15 protein-coding genes, 1 tRNA gene and 1 pseudogene are annotated in these 14,854 nt (G+C 68.3%); 11 read left to right on the top strand and 6 right to left on the bottom strand.

Translation table 11 applies throughout. From position 1 onward, the window contains the following. The first annotated feature begins 5 nt into the window (after window positions 1-5). The 7 genes from eno (at window position 6) to LWP59_RS33980 (ending at window position 6,880) form a co-directional block, all read left to right on the top strand. Window positions 6-1,292, top strand: a complete 1,287-nt coding sequence (gene eno, locus LWP59_RS34010) for a phosphopyruvate hydratase (protein WP_144640813.1) — start codon at window positions 6-8, stop codon at window positions 1,290-1,292. A gap of 12 nt (window positions 1,293-1,304) precedes the next feature. Beyond that, window positions 1,305-1,865, top strand: a complete 561-nt coding sequence (locus tag LWP59_RS34005) for an FtsB family cell division protein (RefSeq protein WP_144640810.1) — start codon at window positions 1,305-1,307, stop codon at window positions 1,863-1,865. A 23-nt stretch (window positions 1,866-1,888) separates the two neighbouring features. Beyond that, on the top strand, window positions 1,889-2,389 hold the full coding sequence (locus LWP59_RS34000) for a DUF501 domain-containing protein (protein WP_144640807.1): 501 nt from the start codon (window positions 1,889-1,891) through the stop codon (window positions 2,387-2,389). A 107-nt stretch (window positions 2,390-2,496) separates the two neighbouring features. Further along, entirely contained in the window at window positions 2,497-3,621 is a 1,125-nt protein-coding gene (locus tag LWP59_RS33995; RefSeq protein WP_144640874.1) for a lytic transglycosylase domain-containing protein, read from the top strand. A 10-nt stretch (window positions 3,622-3,631) separates the two neighbouring features. Then, on the top strand, window positions 3,632-4,594 hold the full coding sequence (locus tag LWP59_RS33990; protein ID WP_144640804.1) for a Ppx/GppA phosphatase family protein: 963 nt from the start codon (window positions 3,632-3,634) through the stop codon (window positions 4,592-4,594). Between the two features lie 77 nt (window positions 4,595-4,671). After that, window positions 4,672-6,390, top strand: coding sequence for a S8 family peptidase (locus tag LWP59_RS33985; RefSeq protein WP_144640801.1), 1,719 nt, complete (start codon window positions 4,672-4,674; stop codon window positions 6,388-6,390). Window positions 6,391-6,427: 37 nt separating this feature from the next. Continuing rightward, window positions 6,428-6,880, top strand: a complete 453-nt coding sequence (locus LWP59_RS33980) for a hypothetical protein (protein WP_144640798.1) — start codon at window positions 6,428-6,430, stop codon at window positions 6,878-6,880. Here the strand turns inward: LWP59_RS33980 and LWP59_RS33975 are convergent. Then, entirely contained in the window at window positions 6,877-8,349 is a 1,473-nt protein-coding gene (locus LWP59_RS33975) for a S10 family peptidase (RefSeq protein WP_144640795.1), read from the bottom strand. The genes LWP59_RS33980 and LWP59_RS33975 overlap by 4 nt on opposite strands. 22 nt (window positions 8,350-8,371) lie before the next feature. Here LWP59_RS33975 and LWP59_RS33970 point away from each other — a divergent pair, with 22 nt between their 5' ends. From LWP59_RS33970 to LWP59_RS33955, 4 genes are all read left to right on the top strand, one after another. Next, a complete protein-coding gene (locus LWP59_RS33970) occupies window positions 8,372-9,070 on the top strand; it encodes a uracil-DNA glycosylase (RefSeq protein WP_308431731.1) in 699 nt (232 codons plus the stop codon). Window positions 9,071-9,144: 74 nt separating this feature from the next. Next, on the top strand, window positions 9,145-10,470 hold the full coding sequence (locus LWP59_RS33965) for an NAD(P)/FAD-dependent oxidoreductase (RefSeq protein WP_144640792.1): 1,326 nt from the start codon (window positions 9,145-9,147) through the stop codon (window positions 10,468-10,470). Between the two features lie 68 nt (window positions 10,471-10,538). Beyond that, window positions 10,539-10,615, top strand: a tRNA-Leu gene (locus tag LWP59_RS33960). A gap of 343 nt (window positions 10,616-10,958) precedes the next feature. Then, on the top strand, window positions 10,959-11,282 hold the full coding sequence (locus tag LWP59_RS33955) for a hypothetical protein (protein WP_229857680.1): 324 nt from the start codon (window positions 10,959-10,961) through the stop codon (window positions 11,280-11,282). A gap of 9 nt (window positions 11,283-11,291) precedes the next feature. Here LWP59_RS33955 and LWP59_RS33950 read toward each other — a convergent pair. From LWP59_RS33950 to LWP59_RS33930, 5 genes and pseudogenes are all read right to left on the bottom strand, one after another. Further along, window positions 11,292-12,449 (bottom strand): annotated as a pseudogene (locus LWP59_RS33950) (recombinase family protein); the annotation flags it as partial. A 151-nt stretch (window positions 12,450-12,600) separates the two neighbouring features. Next, complete coding sequence (locus LWP59_RS33945) at window positions 12,601-12,921, bottom strand: hypothetical protein (RefSeq protein WP_144640789.1); 321 nt, start codon at window positions 12,919-12,921, stop codon at window positions 12,601-12,603. 130 nt (window positions 12,922-13,051) lie between these two features. After that, window positions 13,052-13,564 (bottom strand): DNA methyltransferase, encoded by a 513-nt coding sequence (locus LWP59_RS33940; RefSeq protein ID WP_144640787.1) that lies wholly within the window; start codon window positions 13,562-13,564, stop codon window positions 13,052-13,054. Next, window positions 13,561-13,863: a hypothetical protein gene (locus LWP59_RS33935; RefSeq protein WP_191334827.1), complete on the bottom strand. Its 303-nt coding sequence runs from the start codon at window positions 13,861-13,863 to the stop codon at window positions 13,561-13,563. The genes LWP59_RS33940 and LWP59_RS33935 overlap by 4 nt, the downstream gene beginning before the upstream one ends. A 536-nt stretch (window positions 13,864-14,399) precedes the next feature. Continuing rightward, the gene (locus LWP59_RS33930; RefSeq protein WP_144640781.1) at window positions 14,400-14,774 is read right to left on the bottom strand and encodes a hypothetical protein; all 375 of its coding nucleotides are present in this window, start codon (window positions 14,772-14,774) and stop codon (window positions 14,400-14,402) included. Between the last annotated feature and the right edge of the window lie 80 nt (window positions 14,775-14,854).

Genomic DNA, 14,854 nt, shown 5'->3' with positions numbered 1-14,854 from the left:
GACGAGTGGCGGTCATCGAGCAGGTAGGCGCGCGCGAGATCCTGGATTCGCGTGGCAACCCGACTGTCGAGGTGGAGGTGGCACTCGACGACGGCACGCTGGCGCGAGCCGCCGTCCCGTCGGGGGCGTCGACCGGCGAACACGAGGCCGTCGAGCTCCGCGACGGCGACGCCCAGCGCTACAACGGCAAGGGCGTCGAGCGCGCGGTCGCCGCGGTGCTCGACGAGATCGGCCCCGAGCTGGCCGGCTCCGAGGCCGTGGAGCAGCGGGTCGTGGACCAGAAGCTGGTCGACCTCGACGGCACCCCCGACAAGTCCCGCCTCGGCGCGAACGCGCTGCTGGGCGTCTCCCTCGCGGTCGCCAAGGCCGCCGCGGAGTCCGCCGAGCTGGAGCTGTTCCGGTACCTGGGCGGCCCCAACGCGCACGTGCTGCCCGTGCCGATGCTCAACATCCTCAACGGTGGCGCGCACGCCGACACCGACGTGGACATCCAGGAGTTCATGATCGCGCCGATCGGCGCGGAGTCCTTCCGCGAGGCACTGCGCTGGGGCGTCGAGGTCTACCACTCGCTCAAGTCGGTGCTCAAGGGCCGCGGCCTGGCCACCGGCCTCGGTGACGAGGGCGGCTTCGCGCCGAGCCTGTCGAGCAACCGCGAGGCGCTGGACCTGATCACGACGGCGATCGAGAAGGCGGGCTACCGCCCGGGCCGCGACGTCGCGCTGGCGCTCGACGTCGCCGCGACCGAGTTCTTCGCCGACGGCGCGTACAGCTTCGAGGGCAGCAAGCGCACCGCCGAGCAGCTGGGCGCCTACTACGCCGAACTGCTCGACGCGTACCCGCTGGTGTCCATCGAGGACCCGCTGTCGGAGGACGACTGGGACGGCTGGGTGGCGCTGACCGAGCGGATCGGCGACCGCGTCCAGCTGGTCGGCGACGACCTGTTCGTCACCAACCCCGACCGGCTCGAGCAGGGTATCGAGCGCGGCGCCGCGAACGCGCTGCTGGTCAAGGTCAACCAGATCGGCACGCTGTCGGAGACCCTCGACGCGATCACGCTCGCGACCTCCTACGGGTACAAGAGCATGATGAGCCACCGCTCGGGCGAGACCGAGGACACCACGATCGCCGACCTCGCGGTCGCGACCGGCGTCGGCCAGATCAAGACCGGCGCGCCCGCCCGCAGCGAGCGCGTCGCGAAGTACAACCAGCTGCTGCGCATCGAGGAGACCCTCGGCGACGCGGCCCGCTACGCCGGCGACCTGGCCTTCCCGCGGTTCACGCCGGAGAGCTGACGGTCCGCGCGGATGAACCAGCGGGGCAGGGAGCGCACCCGGCGAGGCCGCCGCACGGATCGCCGTGCGGACGGCCAGTCGGTGCGCCGCGCCGCGGCTTCCCCCCGGGTCGAGGGCCGGCCGCGCCGCGTGCGGCGTGAGCCGGCCAAGTCCCGGCTGCGCCGGGGCTTCGGCGCCAAGCAGGCGGCCGGGGCGACCCGGGTGCTCGGCATGTCCACCACCCGGCGGGCCGCGGTGCTCGCGATCGTGGTGTGCGCGCTGGCGTTCACCCTCGCCGTCCCCCTGCGCACGTACCTGAGCCAGCGCTCGGAGATCGCCGAGCAGGAGCAGCGGCAGGCCGAGCTGCGCAACGACGTCACCGAGCTGCAGGCCCGGCAGGCGGCGCTCAACGACCCCGCGCAGGTCGAGGCCGAGGCGCGGCGCCGGCTGCGGTACGTGATGCCCGGCGAGACGCCGTACCTCGTCCAGCTGCCCGAGGACACCCCGCAGGGCAAACAGCAGCAGGCCCAGCAGCCGCCGCACCCCGGTGGCGTGGCCTGGTACGACCAGCTCTGGTCCACGCTCGGCGGCTGAGCGCCGCTTGCGACAATGAGGGTGTGGAGAAGACGCATTCGTTCGAGCCGGTGACCGAAGCCGACCGCGAGATCATCGCGCAGCAGCTCGGCCGGCCGCCGCGGGCGCTGCGCGCGATCGCAGCGCGTTGCCCCAGCGGTCACCCGTCCGTGGTGCAGACCAACCCCCGGCTCGAGAACGGCACGCCGTTCCCCACCCTGTACTACCTGACCTGCCCGCGGCTTACCTCGCTCGTCGGGCGGCTCGAGGCCTCCGGCCTGATGAAGGAGATGACCGAGCGCCTCTCGGTCGACGAGGAGCTCGCCGCCGCCTACCAGCGCGCCCACGAGTCGTACCTGGCCCAGCGTGACGCGATCGAGCCGCTCGGCCACCGGGTGACCGCGGGCGGGATGCCCGGGCGGGTCAAATGCCTGCACGTCCACCTCGCGCACACCCTCGCCTGTGGACCCGGCGTGAACCCGTTCGGCGACGAGACGCTCGAACTCCTGCGGCCCGACTGGCCCTCCGGCGACTGCGCCGCGTAACACTGCTCCTCCGTTCGGGGATAGCCCCATCGGTCACGTGGGCTTAACAGGCCCTGGGTGACGATGGGTCTGAACCTGGGAGGAGCGCGGGTGTGCGACTGACGCGGATGCGCATCGCCCGGCGCAAGGCACGCAGAATCGGCCTGCGGCACAGGACGCTGGTCGCGGCCATCGGCGGGGTCCTCGCCATCGTGCCGGCCGGGATCGCGAGCGGCGGCACCTCCGACTGGTCCAGCACCCCGAGCGCGGAGCACACCGGGGACGCGCCGCTCGTCGAGGGGTTCGACCCGAAACTCGTGCAGCTCAGCGTGGACGGTTCGCTGCCGCGCCGCACGGCCGTCACCCTGCCGCTGCCGCCGTACGAGCTGCCGAGCGGCCCGCTGGGCATTCCCGGCACCGCGCTCAAGGCGTACCACAACGCGGCCGACGTCATGGCCGGTGTACAGCCGAACTGCCACATCGACTGGGCGCTGATCGCGAGCATCGGGCGGATCGAGTCCAACCACGCCCGCGGCGGTTACGTCGACAAGAACGGCTACACGCTCGAACCGATCCTCGGCCCCGTGCTCGACGGCGTCGGCGCGGTCGCCGCGGTCCCGGACACCGACCACGGCCGCTGGGACCACGACACGGTGTGGGACCGGGCCGTCGGGCCGACGCAGTTCATCCCGTCCACCTGGCTGACCTACGGCGCCGACGGCAACGGCGACGGCGTCGCGGACCCGAACAACATCTACGACGCGACCCTGGCCACCGGCCGCTTCCTGTGCTCGGGCGGGCTGGACCTGGCGAACCCCGACCAGCTCCGGTCGGCGATCTACCGCTACAACAACTCCGACGTCTACGTCGACACCGTGATCCTGTGGGCGGAGGCGTACCGCAAGGGCGTGCTGCAGCTGCCCGACAGCCTGGTGCCGATCGCGGCGCCGGCCACGCCCGCCGTCCCCGCGCCGCCGCCGGTCACCACGATCATGCCGCCGCCGACGACCGGTTCGCAGGCGCCCACGCCGAGCCGGCCGCCCTCGTCCTCGGCCCCACCCGGCACGACCACGACCACGCCGCCGCCGCCGACGACACCGACGTGCCCGACGAGCACCTCGCCGACGCCGACATCGACGACCACGACGACCACGACGACCACGACGACGACGGTCACCCCGACGGGAACGCCGGACCCGTGCGCGCCGCCGCCCGAGTCCACCACCACCACGACGGCGAGTGCGACCTCGTAATGTGGTCGGCATGCCCCGAGTTGCCGCGATCGACTGTGGAACGAACTCCATCCGCCTGCTCGTCGCCGAGCTGACGCACCGCCACGACGGCACCGTCGACCTGCGCGACCTGCACCGCGAGATGCGCGTGGTGCGGCTCGGGCAGGGGGTGGACGCCACCGGCAGGCTCGCGCCGGAGGCGCTGGAGCGCACCCGCGCGGCGCTCGCCGACTACACGATCGCGGCCCGCCGCAAGGGCGTCGAGCGCGTGCGCATGGTCGCCACCTCGGCCACCCGCGACGCGAGCAACCGCGACGAGTTCTTCGCCATGACACGGGAAGTCCTCGGTGTCGAGGCGGAGGTCATCAGCGGCGACGAAGAGGCGCGCCTGTCGTTCACCGGCGCGGTCGGCGAGCAGGACCCGGACGACGGGCCGTTCCTCGTGGTCGACGTCGGCGGTGGCTCGACCGAACTGGTGCTCGGCGACTGGGACGGTCGGCGCGCGTCGGTCACCGCGGCCAAGTCCGTCGACATCGGTTGCGTGCGGATCACCGAGCGGGCCCTGAAGTCCGACCCGCCCACCGCGGACGAGGTCGCCGCCGCGCGCGAGTTCGCCGCCGGGGTGCTGGCGCAGGCCTTCGACGCGGTCGACGTGTCCAAGGCGCGGACGTGGATCGGGGTCGCCGGGACGGTGACGACGTTGTCCGCCGTGGCGCAGAAGCTGCCGGAGTACGACTCCGAGCGCACCCACCTGTCCCGGCTGTCGCAGGCGCAGGTCTTCGAGGTCGCGGACGACCTGCTCGCCGCGGACCACGCCACCAGGGCCGCGAACCCGGTGATCCATCCCGGCCGCGTCGACGTCATCGGCGGCGGCGCGCTGATCGTGCGGCTGCTCGCCGAGCAGCTCGCGCAGCGCGGCGGGCCGGCGGAGCTGGTGGTCAGCGAGCACGACATCCTCGACGGGATCGCCCTCTCGCTCAGCGGGGACGCCTGACTTTAGTCGGCTTTTTGTTCCGGTTTACCAAAACCTTAGGTAGGTTCCTCTCACCCCTTGGTGAGGAGGAGTTTTCCTTGAGAAGATCCAGGTTGCTCATCGCCGCGCTCGCGGTACCGCTGATCGGCGGAGTCGTGGTCGCCGGGCCGGCCGCCGCGGCACAACCGCGGCTTTCCGGTGCGACAACGGAGTTCACCGTGCTGGCCGCCGCCGGGCAGAGTGTCCCCGCCGCCGAGCAGGCCATCCGCCAGGCGGGCGGCACCGTGCTGCACAGCAACAGCGCGGTCGGGCTGGTCACCGCCAGCGCCCCGGCCGACGGGTTCGCCGAACGCGTCTCGGCAGACCGCGCGATCTACGGCGCCGCGAAGGCGACGTCGATCGGCAAGGCGCCCGAGGACAAGGCGACCAAGAAGCCCGACGCCGTCGAGAAGGAACGCGGCGCGGCGAAGAAGAAGCCGAGCGCCAAGAAGCCGGTCGGCACCGACCCGCTCGACGACCAGCTGTGGGGCCTGAAGTCCACGCGCTCGGACATCGCGCGCACCGTGCAGCCCGGGGACAAGCGCGTCAAGGTCGGCGTCATCGACACCGGCATCGACGGTTCGCACCCCGACATCGCGCCGAACTTCGACGCGGCCGACTCCCGCAACTTCACCCGTGACATCCCCACCGACGAGACCGGCGCCGTCGTCGACGGCCCGTGCGAGTACCGCGGCTGCGTCGACCCCGCCGACCACGACGACAACGGCCACGGCACCCACGTCGCGGGCACGATCGCCGCTGCCGCCAACGGTTTCGGCGTCTCCGGCGTCGCGCCGGGCGTCACGCTGGTCAACCTCCGCGCGGGCCAGGACTCCGGCTACTTCTTCCTGCAGCCGACCGTGGACGCGCTGACCTACGCCGGTGACGAGGGCATCGACGTGGTCAACATGTCGTTCTACGTCGACCCGTGGCTCTACAACTGTGTGAACAACCCGGCCGACTCGACCGCGCAAAGGCTCGAGCAGCGCACGATCGTCGAGGCCGTCAGCCGGGCGCTGAACTACGCCTACCGCAACGGCGTCACGTCGGTGGTCGCGCTGGGCAACGAGCACACCGACCTCGGCTCGCCGCAGCCGGACGCCACGAGCCCGGACTACCCGGCGAACGCGACGCACCCACGCACGATCGACAACGCGACCTGCCTCTCGATGCCGACCGAGGGACCGCACACCATCGGTGTCGGCGCGTTCGGCCCGTCGGGCGCCAAGGCGGACTACTCCAACTACGGCACCGAGCAGATCTCCGTCTCGGCGCCCGGCGGCTACTACCGCGACGGCTTCGGCACGGACTGGTACGGCACCAACGAGAACCTGATCCTCTCGGCCTACCCGAAGAACGTCGGCGTGGCGGAAGGGAACATCGACGCGAACGACAACATCACCCCGGCCGGGGCCGAGCTCGGCGTGCAGAAGGCGGTCGCGCCGGACGGCCGCGTTGGCTACTACCAGTTCCTGCAGGGCACGTCGATGGCCACCCCGCACGCGACGGGTGTCGCCGCGCTGATCGTTTCGCAGTACGGCAAGCCCGGCAAGGGCGGGTTCGGGCTGAGCCCGGACTCGGTGCAGCGCGTGATCGAGGGGACGGCCGCGCCGATCGCGTGCCCGGTTCCCCGCACGGTCGACTACCTCGACGAGGGGCGTGACGCCACCTACACGGCGACCTGCGCCGGCACGCCGGAGTTCAACGGCTTCTACGGCAACGGCGCGGTGGACGCCTACGCCGCCGTGACGCACGGTTCGCCGTACGTCCGGGGCTGAGTGCAACCGTTCCGGGAGCGCCGGCCGTCCTTGGGTCATGCGGATACTCGTGTTGCTGGTCGTGCTGACGGCCTGCGGGACTCAGGCCGGCGCCCCGGACCGGGCCTGCACCGAGATCGGCACCCCGGTGGGCATCGGGGTGCGGATCGCGCCGTCCGTCGCCGCGCGGTTCACCGGCACGACGAGCCTCGAGGCGTGCTGGAACGGCGCCTGCCACACGTACCCGGTCGCCTTGTCGCCGGAGACGACGGCCACCGGCTCGACCTGCACCGGCACCGCCCCGGACGACACGTGCACGGCGCGGATGCGGGAGACCGGCGGGAAGACCGGGTTCGCGAACGTGCCCGGTCTTCCCGCCGCTGCCGTGCGGGTCACCTTCTCCGGCGAGACGGTCGACGTCACGCCGAAACTGTTGTATCCCAACGGTCCTGACTGCGGCGCCGGCGGCCCGCAGGCGAACCTCGTGGTGGACGCCCAGGGCGTGCGCTAACGGTTGGCGCTCGCCGCGACGAACCCGCCCAGGTCCTTCGACTGCTGCACGCGGGAAGGCTCGTGCACGTACATCATGTGGCCTGCCGGGTAGTACGCCGACTCGATGTTCTCCCGCAGCTCGTCCGGGATCTGCAGCCGCGCCAGCACGTGCTCGGCCGCGTAGTACGGCGTCGCGCCGTCGTAGTAGCCCAGCGCCACGTGCACCTTCAGGTGCGGGTTCGCCCGCATCGCCGCGCTCAGCGCGTCCACCGCCGAGACCGCGCGGCCCTCGAACTCCGAGTACGACCAGTCGCGCACGACGTCCATCGAGAGGATCTCGTACGGCAGGTCGTTCCGGTACTCCAGCTCACCGCGCACGTAGTGGTTGAACGCGGCCGAGTAGGCGCCGATGATGCGGGAGATCGAGGCGTCGTCGCTCATGTGCTCGCGGCCGCCGTCCGGTTCCCAGGTGGTGAACCGGCCGTCCATCCGCCCGGTGGTCAGCCCGCGGTCGCGCAGGAGCTCGGTGAAGAACCGGACGTGCTCGATGCGCAGGTTCACCCTGTCCACATAGGACTCTTCCAGCCCGGTGAGCGAAGCGAGCGTCTGCACGGCCGCGGTGCGCTCCTCGGCCGCCAGCCGGGCGCCGCGCTCCAGCGCGTACGGCAGCTCGCGCGCGGCGAACTCCTCGGCGTCGGCCAGGACGTCGTCGAGCGGGCGGTCGCCGTGCCGGCCGTGGTAGTGCGCGATCGCCGCGTACGTCGGGACGTACAGCGGGAACGGCTTGTCGTTGCCCTCGGTGAAGCGGATCGTGCCCATGTCGAGCACGGAGGAGATGAGCATCAGGCCGTTGAGGTACATGCCGTGCCGCTCCTGCAGGTGCGCGGCCAGCGCCGCGGCCCGGAGCGTGCCGTAGGACTCGCCGGCGAGGAACTTCGGCGAGAGCCAGCGGCCGTTGCGTGAGGTCCAGAGCCGGATGATCTCGCCGACCGACTCGAGGTCCGGGGTGAAACCCAGGTACTCCTTGGGTTTCTCGCCGTTCACCGCGCGCGAGTAACCGGTGGAGACCGGGTCGATGAACACCAGGTCGCTGTGCACGAGCAGGGTGTCCGGGTTGTCGACGAGGCGGTACGGCGGCGGCTCGGGGGAGTCCACGTCACCCGACACCGCGCGCCGCGGCCCGAGCAGTCCCATGTGCAGCCACACGCTCGCGGAGCCGGGGCCGCCGTTGAACGCGAACGTCACCGGGCGGGAGCCGGGCTCGGCGTCGTCGAGGGTGTAGGAGGTGAGGAACACCTCGGCCTTGGCCTGGTGGCCCTCGAACTTGCCGTCCGTCAGCACTTCCTTGCGCAGGACGATGCGGCCGGTGCGGGCGGTGTAGGCGAGCTTGCGGCGCTTGACGGTGAGCGTGTGCTGGGTGGTGACGAGGTCGTCGCTCGGCTCGGGAGCCTTCTTCTCGGAGGTCTCCTCGGCAGGGGTGTCGGACATGGGATGAACTTATCCTGGTGGAGTGAAGAAGATCAGGCCCGCCGGGATCTCGGAGCTCGACGACGCGGTCTCGGACTGCCGTCGCTGCCCGCGCCTGGTCGAGTGGCGGGAGGAAGTCGCCCGGACGAAGCGCGCGGCATACGCGAACGAGACGTACTGGGGGCGCCCGGTGCCCGGCATCGGGCCGGCGGACGCGTCGCTGGCCATCGTCGGCCTGGCGCCCGCGGCGCACGGCGGCAACCGCACGGGCCGGATGTTCACCGGTGACCGCTCCGGGGACGTGCTGTTCCAGGCGCTCTACGACGTCGGGCTGGCGTCGCAGCCCACCTCGACCCATCGCGGTGACGGCCTGGAGCTGTACGGGACGCGGATCACCGCGCCGGTGCACTGCGCGCCGCCGGCGAACAAGCCCACCCCGGCCGAGCGCGACGCGTGCCGGCCGTGGCTGGAACGGGAGCTGGAGCTGCTCAAACCCCGGTTGCGGGCGGTCGTCGTGCTCGGCGCGTTCGGCTGGCAGGCGCTGCTGCCGGTACTCGCGCGCGGCTGGACGCTGCCCAAGCCGCTGCCGAAGTTCGGCCACGGCGTCGAAGTGGTGCTCGACGATCTCCACCTGCTGGGGTGCTACCACGTGTCGCAGCAGAACACCTTCACCGGCAGGCTGACCCCGGCGATGCTGCGGGACGTGCTGGCCCGCGGCGCGGCCCACGCGGGATTGATCTGAATCGTTTCGCGACCCCCGTCACAGCTGGTTGGGGTGCACGAGCGCCGGGGGCGGCGAGGTGGGAAGATACTGGTATGGCCGCAGTGAAGTCGGAACCGACCCGGATCTTGATCCTGGGCGGTGGTTACGTCGGGCTCTACACCGCGTTGGGGCTGCAGAAGAAGCTTCGCGCCAATGAAGCGTCCGTGACGATCGTGGACCCCCAGCCCCACATGACGTACCAGCCCTTCCTGCCGGAAGCGGCGGCCGGCGCCATCGAGCCGCGGCACGTGGTCGTGCCGCTGCGGCGGGTGCTCAAGCGGTGCCACGTGCTCACCGCGCGGGTCAACAAGATCGAGCACGAGCGCAAGTCCGTCACCGTCGAGGCCGCCGACGGGCACATCGAGCAGCTGAACTACGACGTGCTCGTGGTCGCGCTCGGTGCCGTCGCGCGGCTGCTGCCGATCCCCGGCCTGGCCGAGCAGGGCATCGGCATCAAGACCATCGGCGAGGCCATCTACCTGCGCAACCACGTGCTGACCAAGCTCGACCAGGCGTCCAGCACGCTGGACCCGGAGCTGCGCAAGCGCCTGCTCACGTTCACCGTCGTCGGCGGCGGGTTCGCGGGGATCGAGGCGCTGGCCGAGCTCGAGGACATGTCGCGCTTCGCCACCCGGTACTACGAGAACATCCACCCGTCCGACATTCGCTGGGTGCTGGTCGAGGCGGCCGGCCGGATCCTGCCCGAGGTGCGCGAGACGCTGGGGGTGTGGACGGTCGAGCAGCTCGAGCGGCGGGGCATCGAGGTGTTCCTGTCCACCGCGGCGAAGTCGTTCGAGAACGGGCACGTCGTGCTGTCCGACGGCACCGAGTTCGACAGCGACACGATCATCTGGACCGCCGGCGTGAAGGCCAACCCGGTGCTCGCCAACTCCGACCTGCCGATCGACAAGCGCGGCCGCCTCGAGGCGATGGCTTCGCTGCAGGTCGTCGGCCACCCGGACGTGTGGACCGCCGGTGACAACGCGGCCGTGCCGGACCTGTCGCGCACCGAGCAGGACCCGACGGCCACCACGCCGCCGAACGCCCAGCACGCGGTCCGCCAGGCCCGCGTCCTGTCGGCGAACATCATCCGCGTGCTGCGCGGTGGGCAGCCGAAGGACTACTTCCACAAGAACCTGGGTGCCGTGGCCGGGCTGGGCCTGCACAAGGGTGTGGCGGATGCGCTGAACCTCAAGATCAAGGGCTTTCCGGCGTGGCTGTTCCACCGGGCCTACCACCTCAAGGCGATGCCCACCTTCAACCGGAAGACGCGCATCCTGCTGGACTGGATGCTCGGTGGCCTGTTCCGCCGCGAGGTCGTCTCGCTGGGGCAGATCAACAACCCGAAGGAAGAGTTCGCCCGGGCCTCGAAGTCCTGATCGGGCTGCCCGGCCAGGTTGCCGGGTTGTCCCCGGCGAGGACGGGGCGCCGCATTATGCTGAGCGGTGCCCCCGTAGCCCAACCGGCAGAGGCAGTCGACTTAAAATCGATTCAGTGCGGGTTCGAGTCCCGTCGGGGGCACCAAGCACTCATCATTCAAACCGCTAGCAAAGGAAACGACACTACGGAACGTGTTGTCATTCCCGCTTTCTGTAACCGCCCTGGCGGGGTTGTGGAAGACGGGACGGCCGAGTGGGCCAACGGCCATCTGGGACCCGCCAGGATCGGTCTGAGGCGCTGATGGCGGGTTATCTGCCGACGACCCGGACGGCCGCGCGATCGGCATCTCTTCCAGGAGAGCGGCAAACGGCTCTGTGAGTTCGGCACGTACGACAGTGCCGTCCTCGCCGATGAACAACTTCTCGAAAAATCCCTGGTTGATTTGTCTCTTTATTTGGTCTGGAGCCGTGAGGTAAGCCTGTTCGCAGTGGCGGGCCGCAGCCAGGGCTTGCCTGAGCGTGGCTTCGACATCTGTGGCGGTGGTCTTGGCTGCCTTGATCTCGGCTTCAATTTCGACCAAAGCGCGGGTGAGGCGTTGCATCTCGCTGGCGAGAAGGTCCTGCGGGACGGCTCCGGCGTAGTGAGCCTGGAGCAGCTTCTGGCGCTCGTCCAGAGCTCGTGCTTTACGCCGGGTAGCGCGGTCCAGTCCGCGACTTGCTTCGGCCTGCTGGTTTGCAAGCTCCTCGCGGACGGCTGTGCAAATCTGCTCGCTGTGCTCCGATCTGATCTTGAATCGGCCGTAGAAGTTTGAGATGCCCTGCTCAATCCTCTCGACGCGCACTGCTGGGCGGCGGCAGTTATTGGTCTTGGTTTTCTTCTTCACGCACATGAAGTAGACGTAGGTGCCGCCGTTGCCAGTATTGGCGGAGAAAACGAGCCGTCCGCTGCAGGACGAGCAGTAGATCGTGCTTCGCAGGTAGTGGGTATGGATGCGGTCTTTCTCGCCAGTGTGGTTGTGGGACTCAAGGATGTGCTGAACGGCCAGCCAGGCGTCGGGTTCGATTAATGTTGGGTGTTTACCTTCGTAGTGAATTCCTTGATAGGGCACCAAACCCATGTAGTATGGATTACGTAACACGCTGTACATAGTGGTCAAACCCACTTCGGATTCGGGTTTGGTGCCTGTCGCGCGGGTTGTTAGCCCTTTCTTGCGGGCGGCAAGCACGAGGTCGGCCACGCTCCACTCGCCCGTGGCGTACTGCTCGAAACACCACTTGATGATTTTGGCCCGCTCCGGGTCCAGTTCAACCCAGGAGAACTCAACGCCGCCACGCTTCTCGCGCCGATTGGTGTAGCCGAGTGGCGCGCGGAATGGCGTCCCGCCCTCCTCAGCCTTCCGGCGTAGGCCCTTGAGCACTTCTTGAGCCAGGTTGGCGGAGTAGAACTGGGCGATCTCGGCCATGAGGCCGTACAACAGTTTTCCGCTCGGTGTGTCATCAATGTTCTCGGTGCAGGAGATTAGCTTGACACCGTGCTTACGTAACAGCAGGTTGATGGCTATGTCGTCTTCACGGTTGCGGGCAAGGCGGTCGATCTTATGAACGAACACGTAGTCTGGGCGGACTTTCTTGATGTCGCGCAACATTCGCTGCAGATCGTCCCGGTCAGTGGAGCGGGCTGATTCTCCGGCATCAATGTACTCAGCCTGGATAGTGACTCTCATCTGCTGCGCCTTGACCAGGCACGCCTCGCGCTGGGCGGGAATGGAGTACCCCTCCGCGCCACCGCCGGTCCGGGCTTGTTCTCGCGTGCTAACCCGCAGATAGGCGAAGCCGATAGCGCCTTCGCGTTCGGACCTAGAGCTGGGACTAACGGTCTTGCCACCTGGAAGACTGCGAACAGCCTCAAGGGCGAGCTGCTTGTTTTGTGAGCCTTCGGTTGAGCTAGATGTTCCGGGATCGAAATCTTTTTCTGCCATCATCCCCTCCTATCTCTATCCATTTTCTCAGCCTTTCTTGCAAGTGCCAAGAAAGGATTTCCTATCCTTGGTTTTGTCAATTTTTGATATAGAGGGTGACGAGCAGCGCGGAGTGCGTTGCTCGTCACCTCAGCGGACATGCCGAAAGCGATTAGCCTTCAGCGCCCGTGCGACGGCCCTTGGTGTTGCGGGTGGTTGCGCTTTCCGGGGCGGGTTCGCTGGTACCGAACAGACCTTGAATGGCCCCGCGGCGGGCGGCGGCTTCGCGCTCGATTTCTTCGAGGGCGGCCTGAGCCCGCGCCGCGAAGTCCGGTTCTTGCCGCTTGGTGGACACGTACAGCTCGACGGCGCGGAGGGCAGCGTCGGCCAACGAGATGGCGTCGAGCTGCGCGACGAGGGTGAACTGCGCGTGCAGCGCGTCGGGCAGCTTAATACCCAAGGTTTTCACCCCGGCATTGCGTGGTTCGGACATGAGATGAGCCTTTCTCGGCGTTGGCGTGGCCGCCCCTGTCGTTCGCGGCGCGAAGACAGGTGGTATTTGGCGGCCACGCGGCACCGAGAAGGGGCACAGTTGACGGGCGGAGGTCGGGTGCAGTGGTGGTTCATTGCGCCCGCTCCGTCATGCGCCACGCAGCCAAGCGCTGTTCGGCGAGTGCGGCGTAGGTCGAGTTGATCTCAATCCCTATCCAGCCGCGGCCGTGCATTTCGGCCGCCAGAGCGACGGTGCCCGCGCCAAGGAACGGGTCGAGCACCCTGCCCGGTCGCCACTGGTCATGAGGGCAGGCCGGGCGCAGGGGACCGACGGCAAGCGGCCGTCCGTTGATGACCTGTCGGGCGCGTCGCCATGGAGTGCCGCAGGTGGTACAGACCTGCGCGGGGCACGTGGCCAAGAGCGGGCGGCGAACCAAGCTGAGCGGAAAGCTGGCGAAATGCGCGCCTCGGTAACTGCCGGTGGATAGATACCAGGCGTCACCGGGGTTTTTGCCAAGGGGATGGCTCGCTTGCCCGGCTGTCTTGAGGGTGTCAACGCAGTAGTCGCCATACGCTGCTCCGGCCAACAGCAGCAGGAGCACGAAGACGACCCCCAGGCCGGCCGCGATGTAGAGCCAGGTCATTCCCACACCGCCGTTCCGGCGATGCTCTGCCGAGCGAGCAGCGTAAAGTCGCCCAGGTAGGCGGCGTAGATATTCGTCAGCTCGGGGTGCTCGACGGCGGTCTGCTGCATGAGGTTCGCCAGGTGAGTCGTACGGCGAACCGCTTCGGCGGCCACGTAGGACGTCGCTGTTATTTGCGCACTCGCGACGAGCCCGTTGGCCATCGCCTCCTCAACCCCCGGCCGGGCGGCACGGAGCGCCCGACGGGTCATCGCGGCAGACGGCACAAGCTCGCGATCATTATGAATAAGATCATTCATCGATACCTCCTTCACTTAACGAAATCCCCGCGCACCTACCCGGCGGGGCATAACAAACGAAAGCCGGACGCGTCGAGCGACCCCCGACGCGTCCGGCTGCGACTACGAGACCGATCTCCTCTCCGCTATCCGCAAACGGTGCAGCTGCTTGGACTCCAACCGAGCAGCGCGCTGTTCTTTCACGGGATTACCACCCGGCCAAATGTGTGGAGACACGGGGCCGCCGCGCAGCTCTCGGTCGAGGTGGCGCAGTGCGGCTTCCTGACGGGCAATGCGGGCGCGCTCCAAGCGTCGCACGGCTGGGGTGTAGCGGTTACGAGACATGGCGTTCTCCGTTCCTCGAGTGATGGGGACGAGAAAACGCTAAAACAAGCTGCGCACCGTTTACGAGTTCGGAAATTCGGAAGCCGTTCGGAAGGAGTTCGGAACTTCCGATTGCTCCCTGGCACCTATCCGGCAACAGAAAAAAGCCCACCCCGGAAGGGGCAGGCTCGAGCGGGGATCGGGCGGTTTTAGGTGTCGAACGTCTAGTTCAGCTAGTCGCAGGGACGAGAAGCCTGGAAGAAAAAGGGGTCAAAAATCTCAGTACCCCCAATGGTGCGTTCATTCTTGAGGGCTTTGTTTATGCACCAATCCAGCGGGCTCTCCCAGCCCGCCAGTTCGGCGTGGGCATGATCTTCTGCCTCGCGGTCGTCATGCCACTGAGCAAAGATGAATGCCACCGTGGCGAAGTAGATGCGCACATCACCGGCGCAGTCTTTCCAAGCCTCACCTTTCTGAACCCAGTTCGCAATATGCTCTTCAACGGTAGTGAACAGGGGTTTGAGGTGGCCTCTTCGACGGTAGTCGGTGAACATATAGAAATGATCTGCGGCGCGCTCTATGATTGACGACATATCGGCCTCCAGCAATTGCAGAGCCGATCCCCGCCTTTACTTATAACACAACGGTAACACTATTTGCAATAGCAAATTGTGAGCGATGTATGGAC

It is taken from the genome of Amycolatopsis acidiphila (assembly GCF_021391495.1).
Taxonomy (GTDB): Bacteria; Actinomycetota; Actinomycetes; order Mycobacteriales; family Pseudonocardiaceae; genus Amycolatopsis_E; species Amycolatopsis_E acidiphila.
Note: the sequence above shows the minus strand (reverse complement) of the source record. Positions and strands in the feature narration are given on the sequence as shown.

Coding starts and splice junctions, on each gene's coding strand:
- LWP59_RS33940 (WP_144640787.1), bottom strand. CDS start 13,564: ATGACCTGGCTCTACATCGCGGCCGGCCTGGGGGTCGTCTTCGTGCTC.
- LWP59_RS34005 (WP_144640810.1), top strand. CDS start 1,305: ATGAACCAGCGGGGCAGGGAGCGCACCCGGCGAGGCCGCCGCACGGAT.
- LWP59_RS33965 (WP_144640792.1), top strand. CDS start 9,145: ATGGCCGCAGTGAAGTCGGAACCGACCCGGATCTTGATCCTGGGCGGT.
- LWP59_RS33980 (WP_144640798.1), top strand. CDS start 6,428: ATGCGGATACTCGTGTTGCTGGTCGTGCTGACGGCCTGCGGGACTCAG.
- LWP59_RS33935 (WP_191334827.1), bottom strand. CDS start 13,863: ATGAATGATCTTATTCATAATGATCGCGAGCTTGTGCCGTCTGCCGCG.
- LWP59_RS33975 (WP_144640795.1), bottom strand. CDS start 8,349: ATGTCCGACACCCCTGCCGAGGAGACCTCCGAGAAGAAGGCTCCCGAG.
- LWP59_RS33945 (WP_144640789.1), bottom strand. CDS start 12,921: ATGTCCGAACCACGCAATGCCGGGGTGAAAACCTTGGGTATTAAGCTG.
- LWP59_RS33995 (WP_144640874.1), top strand. CDS start 2,497: ATGCGCATCGCCCGGCGCAAGGCACGCAGAATCGGCCTGCGGCACAGG.
- LWP59_RS33990 (WP_144640804.1), top strand. CDS start 3,632: ATGCCCCGAGTTGCCGCGATCGACTGTGGAACGAACTCCATCCGCCTG.